Source organism: Desulfovibrio psychrotolerans (genome assembly GCF_013340305.1).
GTDB classification, from domain to species: domain Bacteria; phylum Desulfobacterota; class Desulfovibrionia; order Desulfovibrionales; family Desulfovibrionaceae; genus Halodesulfovibrio; species Halodesulfovibrio psychrotolerans.
In genome coordinates, this window is record NZ_BLVP01000008.1 from 443,970 (window position 1) to 452,588 (window position 8,619).

General features: G+C 58.9%; 7 protein-coding genes. 4 read left to right on the plus strand and 3 right to left on the minus strand.

Features of this window, described 5'->3' with window-relative positions:
- Positions 1 to 24: 24 nt before the first annotated feature.
- The 3 genes from HUV26_RS09710 to HUV26_RS09720 all read right to left on the minus strand — a co-directional run bounded on the left by HUV26_RS09710 (position 25) and on the right by HUV26_RS09720 (position 3,111).
- Positions 25 to 486: a PilZ domain-containing protein gene (locus HUV26_RS09710; protein ID WP_174409905.1), complete on the minus strand. Its 462-nt coding sequence runs from the start codon at positions 484 to 486 to the stop codon at positions 25 to 27.
- 26 nt (positions 487 to 512) lie between these two features.
- Positions 513 to 1,943 (minus strand): sigma-54-dependent transcriptional regulator, encoded by a 1,431-nt coding sequence (locus tag HUV26_RS09715; protein ID WP_174409906.1) that lies wholly within the window; start codon positions 1,941 to 1,943, stop codon positions 513 to 515.
- 388 nt (positions 1,944 to 2,331) lie between these two features.
- Positions 2,332 to 3,111: a PEP-CTERM sorting domain-containing protein gene (locus tag HUV26_RS09720; RefSeq protein WP_174409907.1), complete on the minus strand. Its 780-nt coding sequence runs from the start codon at positions 3,109 to 3,111 to the stop codon at positions 2,332 to 2,334.
- Positions 3,112 to 3,794: 683 nt separating this feature from the next.
- On the opposite strand from HUV26_RS09720, the gene HUV26_RS09725 reads away from it, so the two are divergent.
- From HUV26_RS09725 to HUV26_RS09740, 4 genes are all read left to right on the plus strand, one after another.
- Positions 3,795 to 5,201, plus strand: coding sequence for a mannose-1-phosphate guanylyltransferase/mannose-6-phosphate isomerase (locus HUV26_RS09725; RefSeq protein WP_308483159.1), 1,407 nt, complete (start codon positions 3,795 to 3,797; stop codon positions 5,199 to 5,201).
- Positions 5,202 to 5,263: 62 nt separating this feature from the next.
- The gene (locus HUV26_RS09730) at positions 5,264 to 6,283 is read left to right on the plus strand and encodes a FemAB family XrtA/PEP-CTERM system-associated protein (protein ID WP_243451341.1); all 1,020 of its coding nucleotides are present in this window, start codon (positions 5,264 to 5,266) and stop codon (positions 6,281 to 6,283) included.
- Positions 6,280 to 7,497 carry a DegT/DnrJ/EryC1/StrS family aminotransferase gene (locus tag HUV26_RS09735; RefSeq protein WP_174409909.1) on the plus strand — a complete coding sequence of 406 codons (1,218 nt, stop codon included), beginning with the start codon at positions 6,280 to 6,282 and terminating at the stop codon, positions 7,495 to 7,497. Before HUV26_RS09730 ends, HUV26_RS09735 begins: the two co-directional genes overlap by 4 nt.
- The gene (locus HUV26_RS09740; protein ID WP_243451342.1) at positions 7,494 to 8,612 is read left to right on the plus strand and encodes a glycosyltransferase family 2 protein; all 1,119 of its coding nucleotides are present in this window, start codon (positions 7,494 to 7,496) and stop codon (positions 8,610 to 8,612) included. Before HUV26_RS09735 ends, HUV26_RS09740 begins: the two co-directional genes overlap by 4 nt.
- Positions 8,613 to 8,619: the final 7 nt, after the last annotated feature.

Here is an 8,619-nt window from a genome sequence, read left to right on the forward strand (position 1 = left end):
TGTTCCGTTTCCGGCGGGGAACGGCTACATGATGCGGCGCGGCATGGGGAGAAGGGGGTGGGCGTCCTCGTCATTGACCTGAACGCCTATCATGAGTTCTTCCGCATCTTCTATATGCCTGGGCAGGCAGTCTACACAGGCGACGATGTCGCCTTCCAGAATCAGGGACACCTGAAAACTTTCTATTTCCCTGAACATGGCCGCATAAAGATGGCCTTTATCGCGCAGTTCCAGCAGCATGCCGCTGGTGGAGATGTTCCGGATGGTACCGGTAAGCACAATGACCTGATTTCCTTTGCGGGCTATGTGAGCCACGCAGGGGATGGCCGTGCTGTGCCGGGAGTATCTGCGCTTGTCGCCGGATTCTTCCGCGAGTTGTTCCGGTTGCGGACACATCTGGTCTACCAGCCGGGTGAACGGGGCGTTTTCGCTTGGCCGTGTGTTGATGCCCAGTTCAATCAACTGGCTGTATCCATGTTCCTTCATGGTGATGTTTCCTGTGCGGGTCGGAGTTAGTGGCTGCGCAGAGACAGGTTGTGCTTTTGCAACAGCTCGTAGAGGCGGGCCCGCGAAAGGCCCGAAAGCTGGCAGGCGGTAACAACCGAGGCGCAACTGGCATCCACCAGTTTTTTCAGGTACTGGTGCTCGATAGTGTTTATGGCTTCCTGCCGGACGCATTTCATGTCTGGGAAGCTGCCCAGTGATGAGGCGGAAACAAAGATGTCGCCGAGGTGCAGCCCCTGCTGGGGTTCTTCCTGCGGGGCGGCACGGTCCACGGCGTCCTGCATGGCCCGGTTCAGGCGCAGTTCCTGCGGCAGATGGTAGTAGTTCAGGCAGGTGTCATAAAAGGCCTTCTGAATGGCCACCTGAAGCACGTTTACCAGTTCCCGGATGTTGCCCGGCCAGTTGTACGAACGCAGGGCTTGCAGGAAATCTTCATCCATTTCCTTGGGGGGAATCTTGTGCTCACGGCAGATGGCTTCTGCATAGTGCCTTGTCAGAAGGTCTATGTCGCCCAGACGTTCGCGCAGGGCAGGCAGTTCAATGGTGAACGCCTGAACGCGGTAGTAGAGATCGTGCCGGAACGTGCCCTTGCGGACCATTTCTTTGAGGTCGCAGTTGGTTGCCGCCACCAGCCGGAAGTCGCTGAAGACCTCTTCGCTGGAACTCAGCGGGCGGAACTTTTTTTCCTGCAGTACCCTGAGAAGGGATTTTTGCGTGGCAAGGTCCAGATCGCCGATTTCGTCCAGAAACAAGGTGCCGCCGTCCGCGAGGTGGAAAAGCCCCTTCTTCTTCTGATCCGCGCCCGTGAAAGAGCCCTTGTCATGCCCGAAGAGCAGACTTTCTGCCAGTGATCCTGGCAGGTTGGTGCAGTCTACCACTATGTATCGCTTGTCGGCGCGGTCGCTGTTCTTGTGCAGCGCGCGGGCGAAGAGTTCCTTGCCGGTACCTGTCTCTCCGGTGATGAGGACGTTGCCCTTTGCCTTGCAGGCAAGGGCCAGCTTGTGCAGGCTGGTCATGAGGGCGGCACTGCTGCCGATGATTTCTTCGCGGGCAAGCGTGAGGTTTGCGCATTCCGGAATGCCGTGCCGGATGAGGTTGCGGACAACCTTTTCCAATCTTGCACGGGAAACAGGTTTGAGCAGATAGTCCTTGGCCCCTGCGGCAAAGGCATCTGTAATGATTTCACCGTCTCCCTCTCCGGACAGGATGACGATGCTGGACGCGGGAGACAGGGAGAGCAGCTTGGGAATGAATGTGATGCCGCTGCCTTCCGGCAGGTTCACATCCAGAAAGATGATGTCTGCCCGCTCTTCCTCCATGCGCTTGACCGCATCGTTAATCGATGTGGCGTACCGGCTGGAGTGTCCCATTTTTTTGAGATTCGCATCCAGTGACGTGCACAGGATGATGCTGTCGTCAATGATCAGAATATTCGCCATGTCCCTTCCCCGTTGTCCCGCCTTGCGGCGGAGCCCCCTTCGGTTTCGGTTACATGCCCCCCTCTGCTGAAGCACCCCGTCAACCAGAATCTGCATGAAAAGAATGATGAGAGCCTTGACCGTATGACGTAGCGCATTCTTTATTTTATGTCCATTGCGGATACGTGACAATTTGAAAAAAAGACGCAGTGCACATCTATCATATTGTATGTTGTCATTTTTTTTATGTTGTTCTGTCTCAATAATGTCTAGAGAGAAATCTCTTCCGATGCCACTCTTCTGTGTTGCTATGGAGCAACAGTGTCCGGCCATCTCGGCAACAGCGCAGTCCTGATGGATTGCGCCTTGTTGCCGGGATGGCCGGACTACGTTTAATAATCTGCGAGTGCTATGCTTCGCGACTGTCTCTGTGCCGCTTGAAGAAAAGCAGTGCGGCAAGGCCGATTCCGAACAGGAGCCATGTGGAGGGCTCCGGCGTGGGAACGGCGATGCGCTGGTACAGAACATCGTTTGCGCAGGTCACGGTAAGGCCCAGAATGAAGGTGTCTTCCAGGAAATTCCAGGAGTAGCCTTCGAAGAGAGAGAACAGCCACGAGGAAGTTACCGGAGTATCCACCCCCGCGCCCGCCGGAACCTGCCAGCCGCTGTAGGTGGCTGTGCCGATGGCAACTGCATCATAGCTGGAAAGGTCTATGGCTACGGGGTGACCCGTGCGGGGGGTGCCGCTGGGGGAACTGCTCATGATGTAGTCGTTGTTCACATAGGGAACCACAACGCTGTAGATGGTCCACTGATTACCGGACGTGGCCTGAATGATGATGTCCCAGTCGTTGTTGGCGCTTGGGTCCGTGTTGATGAAGATATTGCCGAAGTCCAGCTGGTTCCAGAGCTTTCCGTAGTCGGTGAGGTTCTTAAATTTGCTCCCCTGACGCAGGGCGTAGTCGCTCTGGTAGGTGATGCTCAGGTAATCAAGCCCGCCGTGCCCGCTAACTTCGCCGGACAGGATGTCGGGGATGCCGTGAACATCTTCGCCCGCTTTGGCGTTGAAACCGGGCCAGACCTTGCTGGTATCTGTAAACGATACCGTGCTCGCAAAGGCCGGAGCAGACAGGATAAGAAGGGCAATGAGTGCGGCACCGCATGCCAGTGTGTGTCTCAGTGTATGCATAAATAGTTTCCTCCCGGATTTCCTCTCAGAGTGCTTTTCAGACTGAATTGGGCATCTGTGAGCATTATGCGTGCCAAAGTCCTGTAACGGTGATTGTGCCGCTGTGGTGAAGGAAATGAAGGGGGTTATGTGTAAGGCAAACCGACAGTTGAGTCGGTGAGGGCAACAGTTTTCGGGCGGCATCTGCCATGTCGGCAAGGGGGGAGGCCACATAGGTCTTTGCCGTGATACGGGCATGCCTGAGAGTGGTCACTGCCGATGCGTCTGCCGATGTCCGGCTTTTCCGGACATGCTCCGCACGGCGTATCCCGGTCGGGGTGCCGGATGACGGTCCGGGCCGGAAGGTGGCCTGATTTCTGTGTTCCGGCTGATACGCCCCGGGGGGCCGCAAGGAGTGGTGTCCGGTTTTATCAGATTCTTCTGCCGGATATGAAATTATACATGAAGGCAGAAGGTTATGTGTCGTCTTCCGGATTGGGGCGTAAGCATTGCGGCTTTGCGCCCCTGTCTGTTTTTATCGGACTTTTCCTTTTTCTTTGGAACTGCGGGCGATGGGGGCATCTTGTATCACCCTGAAATATATCCTGATAAATGTATGGAAACCCTTTGGCATAGAACTGGCTACCAGCGGCACGTTGTTATGTCTCCCCGATGCAAACCTGTTGATACCGCGAGAAATGTTCATGTTGCAGCCGGTCATACTCTGTGGAGGAAACGGAACCCGTCTCTGGCCTCTGTCCAGAGTCAAATGCTCCAAGCCGTTTATTGAAGTAACGGAGGGCAGGGTGCTCTTTGCCGATACCCTTGCCCGATGCATGTCCATAGCCGGAGCGTTGCCGCCCCTGATTGTCTGTAACAATGACCATCGTTTTCTTGTTTCCGAGCAGATGCGCAACGGACAGGTGGCCGGGCGGCTTGTGCTGGAACCGTGCGGGCGGGATACGGCTCCTGCCGTGGCGGTGACGGCGCTTATGGCACTGGAGCAAGACCCGGTTCTGCTGGTGACCCCGGCTGACCACTGCATTGCCGATGCACACGCCTTTGCCCGAACCGTGGCAACGGCGGGGGAGCGGGCGGCGCAGGGGCGCATGGTATGTCTTGGGGTAACACCCACATGTGCGCATACCGGCTATGGGTATATCCGGACAGGCGAACAGGCTGCACCGGGCGTGCTGGCCGTGAACAGGTTTGTGGAAAAGCCCGATCCGGCCACTGCCGAGAGCTTTGTGGCATCCGGCGGCTATTTGTGGAACTGCGGTGTGTTCCTGTTCAGGGCATCCGTGTATCTGCAGGAACTGGAGCGGCATGCGCCGGAAATACTCAGGGAGTGCCGCGAGGCCGTGGCGGGCAGTTACAGCGATCTGGATTTTATCCGGCTGGGTGAAGAGGCGTTTCGCCGGTGCCCTGCGCGTTCCATCGACTATGCGGTTATGGAGCATGCGCAGGACATGGAGGTGGTGCCCTTTGACGGACAGTGGAGCGATTTGGGGTCGTGGGCTGCCCTGCATGCGGTGCAGCCGCGGGACGGCAACGGCAACGGCCTTTTTGGCGATGTGCTGGCGGAGGGGTGCAGCGGCAGCTATGTGCGTTCTTCTGACCGTCTTGTGGTGGGACTGGGGCTGAAGGACCTGACGGTGGTGGAGACCAAGGACGCCGTACTGGTGGCCGCCAACGATGCTCTGGACGACCTGAAGACCGCCATAGGGCAGCTTGACCGTGCGGGCCGCAGGGAAACGCAGGAACACACGGTGGTGTACAGGCCGTGGGGAAGCTTTGAGTCCATTGTGGCGGGTGACCGGTTTCAGGTGAAGCGGATTGTGGTGAAGCCGGGCGAGGTTCTCTCGCTGCAGAGGCATTTCCACAGGGCGGAGCACTGGGTTGTGGTTCGCGGAACAGCCCGCATTGTTAATGGAGATGAAGAGTTCATCCTGTGTGAGGATGAATCTACCTATATTCCGCTCGGTCATGTGCACCGGCTGGAGAATCCGGGGAAGATTCCGCTTGAGCTTATAGAAGTGCAGACAGGCAGCTACCTCGGCGAAGACGATATTGTCCGCCTGGAAGACAAATACAGCCGGACTGCCGGTTGAGTTTGCGGGCGGGACAGGGGGGAGTGATGGCGAGGGGAATGTGTGCCGCTTCGGTGGCAGATTTGGCCAGCGGACACGATGCGGAAGAATGGGACCGCTTTGTGGACGCATGCGCCGATGCTGTGAACTACCACAGGAGCCGGTGGCTTGCGCTTGTGGTGCGCGTGTTCGGGCATGCGGTGTATCCGCTATGGGTGCGCGACGGGGAAGGAAGCGTGCGCGGCGTGCTGCCCTTGGTGCATGTGCGCAGTATGGTTTTTGGCAGTTCCTTGAATTCGCTTCCGTTTTTTAACTACGGCGGGCTGTTGGCGCATGACGCGCAGGCGCGCGGGGCTTTGCTGGACAAGGCCCGCGAGCTGCTGGTGCATACACGGGCGGGGTTTGTGGAACTGCGGAATATGGGCTGGCGTATGGATGGCCTGCCAGCGAGCACGCACAAGGTGACCATGCGTCTTGCACTGCCCGGAACAGCGGATGCATTATGGAACGGCTTCAGCGCCAAGGTGCGTAATCAGATCCGCAAGGCCGAGAAGGTGGGGCTGGAATTTCGCAGCGGCGGCCCGGAACTGCTCGCCGCTTTTTATGACGTTTTTGCCAAGAATATGCGCGACCTGGGTACCCCTGTCTATTCCAGAAAGTTGTTTGAGGCTGTTCTGGATATGTTTGCGGACGAGTCGCGCGTGTTTTCCGTATGGCACGGCAATGCCTGCATCGCAGGCGGGGTGGGGGTGTGGCACCGGGGCGTGTTTGAGATTCCCTGGGCCTCTTCCCTGCGGGAATTCAACTCCCTGTGCCCGAACAATCTGTTGTATTGGGGTATGCTCAGGCATGCCTGCGAACTGGGTTGCACGGTGTTCGACTTTGGCCGGTCCACGCCGGACAAGGGAACATACCGCTTCAAGAAGCAGTGGGGAGCGGAACCGGTTCAACTGTACTGGCACTATCTGCTGGCAGAGGGCGCGCGCCTGCCCGGTGTGAATCCGGATAATCCCAAATACGACCTGCCCATACGAATTTGGAAGCGGCTGCCGGTTTCCGTGGCTACGTTCATGGGGCCGCATATTGTGAGGTGCATTCCGTGAGCAGGAAGATGCTGGCACCGGCCGGAATGCCGTTTACGCTTGCGGACATGGTTGCCGCTCTGGCCGCAGTGTTCAGCGGGGACGAGGCGTTGCGAGGCTTTGGCAGGGATGTGGAAGCGTTCAGCGGGCAGAAACATGTTTTTTTCTTTTCATCCGGCAGGGCGGCCATGAGCTGCGGGCTTACGGCGCTGCAAGCGCTGCATCCGCAGCGGGACGAGGTGCTGCTTCCCGCCTATACGTCCTATTCCGTACCGTCTGCCGTGGTGCATGCGGGGCTGAAGGTGCGCCTGTATGACCTTGACCCGCAGACCATGAGCCCGCAGCCGGAGAGCCTTGCGGCGGCCATAACCGGGAAAACACTGTGCATTGTGGTTTGCCATTTTTACGGCCTGCCTGCGGATATGCGGACGGTGCTGACCCTGGCGGCGGAGCGGGGCATTCCTGTTCTGGACGATGCGGCACAGGCGATGGGGGCCACAGCTTCCATCCATGACACCGAGGCCGCCAAAGGAGTTGCGAACGTCGGCAGCGGGCAGCGCAAGGCGGGAACAGCGGGTACGCTGGGCCTGTTCAGCATGAGCCGTGGCAAGACCATATCTGCCGTGGACGGGGGTATTCTGGTAACGGATGACGAGCGCCTTGCGCGGGCACTGACCGCTATGCCCCTGCGCAGCCCTTCCGTTCTACGGCAGATGAAGACCGCCATTATGGCGCTGGTGCTGTGCTTTTTTTTGCATCCGCGGCTGTACTGGATTCCTGCCGGGCTGCCGTGGCTCCGCCTTGGAGAGTCGCACTTTGCGCCGGAGTTTGCCGTGGCCGGACTTACGGCATTTCAGGCCGCGCTGGGCCGACGCATGCTGGCACGGTTGCCGGATATAAATGCCCGGCGCAGGGCCGTGGCTGCTTTATGGCGGTCACGCCTGAAAGGTGACGGTGCTGGTTGCATTGCGCCCCTGCCGGATACGGAACCGGTATGGCTGCGGGTTCCCGTTATGGAACAGGCGGAGGCGTTGCAGGAGTTCGGCATTGTGCGCGGCTACCCGCAAAGCCTGGACGCACTGGATGAGCTGAAACCGCACAGGCGCGGCAATGGCCCGTATCCCGGTGCCGCCCTGCTGGCGGAAAAACTCATGACCCTGCCCACCCACTGCTATGTCACGGAAGCTGCGGTGGACGAAGCGGTGCAGGCCATGCGCAAAGGACGGGCGGCATGATGACGGAAGTGTTGTTCTGGGTGTGCGCCCTGTTACTTGTGTATGTGTTTGCCGGGTATCCCGCCGTGCTGCATCTTGCCGGGCGTGTTTTGCCTCGCCGCAGTGTGCGGCAGCCGCATGACAGCGAGCCCCGCGTGGCGGTGATTGTGTCTGTGTATAACGAAGTGCGTGTCATAGAGGCGAAAATACGGAATTTTTTGGAACTGGAGTATCCGCCCGACAGGCTGGAGCTTGTTGTGGTTTCGGACGGCAGTACGGACGGAACGGACGATGTGGTTCGGGCATGCTCCGATGCGCGGGTGCGTCTGCTCGTGCAGCCCCGCAACATGGGCAAGACCGTGGCTCTGAACCGCGCTGTGGCTGAGACGGATGCCGAGATACTGCTGTTCACCGATGCCAACTCCATGCTGGATTCCGGCGCGGTGCGGCATCTGGTGGCGGAGTTCGCGGACCCCATGGTGGGACTGGCGAGCGGCACCACCATGTACACGGCGGCGGGCGGTGACGGAATGTACCGCCGTTACGAAGACATGCTCAAACGCATGGAGTCCCGCCTGTTCGGCATTGTGGGTGCTGACGGTGCCATCTACGCCATGCGCAGAGCGTTGTACGAGGCGCTGGACCCTGCGCTTATCAACGACCTGCTGCACCCCATACAGGTGGTACTGGCGGGCAGGCTGCCCGTGCAGTGCGAGGGGGCTTTCTGCACCGAGGAAACGCCGGGAACCGGCGGGAACGAATACCGGCGACAAAGACGCATCATGACGCAATCGTGGCTGGTGGTGCTGACCTGCGCCGGTGCGCTTGCCCGTGCGGGAAAGTGGGGCTTTCTCTGGCAGGTTGTGTCGCACAAGGTGCTGCGGTGGCTGGTTCTGCCGCTGATGGCTGCCATTTTTGCGCTGAATGTCCCGCTTGCCGCTGCATCGCCCCTGTATGGTGCGGTGTTGTTCATGCAGGGGCTGTTTTATGCCTGCGCCATTACGTTTCGCAATGCGGACAACGGGATGCTGAAGCTGCCGTATCTGTTTCTGCTTATGCATGCGAGCGGCGTGACGGGGCTGGTACGATGTCTGCGCGGTGAAACTGTTGTGCGATGGGCGCCCAGAGCGCAGTAGCAACGAG

Bases quoted from the DNA above. Each gene is read 5' to 3' on its own strand.
- HUV26_RS09725 (WP_308483159.1), top strand. From the start codon at position 3,795: ATGTTGCAGCCGGTCATACTCTGTGGAGGAAACGGAACCCGTCTCTGG.
- HUV26_RS09715 (WP_174409906.1), bottom strand. From the start codon at position 1,943: ATGGCGAATATTCTGATCATTGACGACAGCATCATCCTGTGCACGTCA.
- HUV26_RS09740 (WP_243451342.1), top strand. From the start codon at position 7,494: ATGATGACGGAAGTGTTGTTCTGGGTGTGCGCCCTGTTACTTGTGTAT.
- HUV26_RS09710 (WP_174409905.1), bottom strand. From the start codon at position 486: ATGAAGGAACATGGATACAGCCAGTTGATTGAACTGGGCATCAACACA.
- HUV26_RS09720 (WP_174409907.1), bottom strand. From the start codon at position 3,111: ATGCATACACTGAGACACACACTGGCATGCGGTGCCGCACTCATTGCC.